The following is a 1,453-nucleotide window of genomic DNA, read 5'->3' as shown; positions in this document are numbered from 1 at the left end:
AGATCTCGGCAATGCGCTGCGAGGACATCGGCGTGATCTGTGAGTACACCTCGCCGACGGAGTTGAACTCCGCCAGCACTTCGGACCGAGGCATACCGTCAGCGAGAGCCTTGCAGGTGCCGTCGGCGTAGAGGATCTCTGCGGAATCCATTCCGGCGGGAGGGATCCCGGCCAGACGCAGAGCGGCGATGTACCGCTGCCCCTTCTCGCCGGCGTTCGCGACGATCTCTTCCGGTGACCGGGCGTCGATCGGTGAGTTTGCCGGTGGCGCTACCTGTGGCGCCACCGGCAGCGTTACCGGTGGGGGCGTCGATTCGACGACGCTCGGCGCGGCTTCCGGAGTTGCGGCGGGTGGGCTGGTCGCCAGCGCCGACAGGGACTCGGGGGCAGCTGAACTCGACGTTGCCGCGATCGACGTGCTGGTGGCAGCAGATGTGGATTCCGCTGCGTCGCTGTCGGATTGGCTGCTGCAGCCGCTGAGGATTAGGCCCGCTGCCGCGACGCAGAGGACCAGTCTGTTCGTGTTCATCACCCGTGAGTGTTACATACCGTACCGCTTATTTTGTCCGTTTTAAGGAAACTCCCTTTTGCCCTGTTTTTAAGTCGAAGTCCTGTGATATACATCTGTTCAGTTGTTACTTGTGAGTAGGAGCACACCGCGAAGACCTTGTCGGCGGCGGTCGAAACACAAGCAATGACTGCGAGTTTCGTCCCCCATCACATAAACGGCAGGGAGAAATCAGTGCAGAAATCTCACAAGAACGGCAACCGACGTCTCGGCACGCGCGTGGCCGTCATTGCAGGTACCGCAGGTGCGGTCCTCGCGTTCGCGGCGCCGATGGCCTCGGCTCAGGATCCGGTCGACAATTCGATACCCGGTGCCGCAGTGTGTCCGGCTACTGCCGAATCCTGTGTGTCGGTTGTGGTTCAGAGCGGAACCTTCGACAACAACGGCTTCAACCTCCCGATCGGAAAAGGCGACATGATCATCGCCGCCGAGGCCGGCTCCGGTGAAGGTGAGTCCACCGTTCTTCTCCCGCGCGACGACGGACACCACGGTGTCTACTCCAAGCCGTTGACCGTTCCGGGTGGAGTCCTCGGAATCGACCTGCCGTTCGGCAATCTGTTCGGCCTCGCCGCAGTCACCGCCGAGGTGGAGGCGACCGCTGCCCCGACCCTCAACGGCATCATCACCGACATGGATCTGAGCATCCCGGTGCGGATGAAGATCAACAACGCGTTCCTCGGTGACAACTGCTACCTGGGCTCCGCGGCTGCGCCGGTGAATCTTCGTCTCGCGCCTGACCCGTCGGTGGTACCGACCTACACGGTGCTCCCGGACAATGCACTGAAGGTGAGCCCGGTCGGGAACCAGGCCACCGGCTTCGCGCTGCCCGCCGCCAGTGGTTGCGGACCGTTCGGAGTGCTGAACCCGATCGTCAACTGGCGAGCA

Annotated in this window: 2 protein-coding genes; one reads left to right on the top strand and one right to left on the bottom strand. The window is 62.7% G+C overall.

Annotated elements, in window-relative coordinates; all coding sequences use genetic code 11:
- Positions 1–529, bottom strand: a 529-nt coding sequence (locus A2J01_RS25610) for a DUF732 domain-containing protein (protein WP_064113869.1), incomplete at its 3' end; no start/stop codon positions are given.
- Between the two features lie 213 nt (positions 530–742).
- Here A2J01_RS25610 and A2J01_RS25605 point away from each other — a divergent pair.
- Positions 743–1,453, top strand: a 711-nt coding sequence (locus A2J01_RS25605; RefSeq protein ID WP_064113868.1) for a hypothetical protein, incomplete at its 3' end; no start/stop codon positions are given.

Origin of the sequence: Rhodococcus sp. EPR-134 (assembly GCF_001647205.1) — a bacterium.
Classification (GTDB): Bacteria; Actinomycetota; Actinomycetes; order Mycobacteriales; family Mycobacteriaceae; genus Rhodococcus_F; species Rhodococcus_F qingshengii.
Note: the sequence above shows the minus strand (reverse complement) of the source record. Positions and strands in the feature narration are given on the sequence as shown.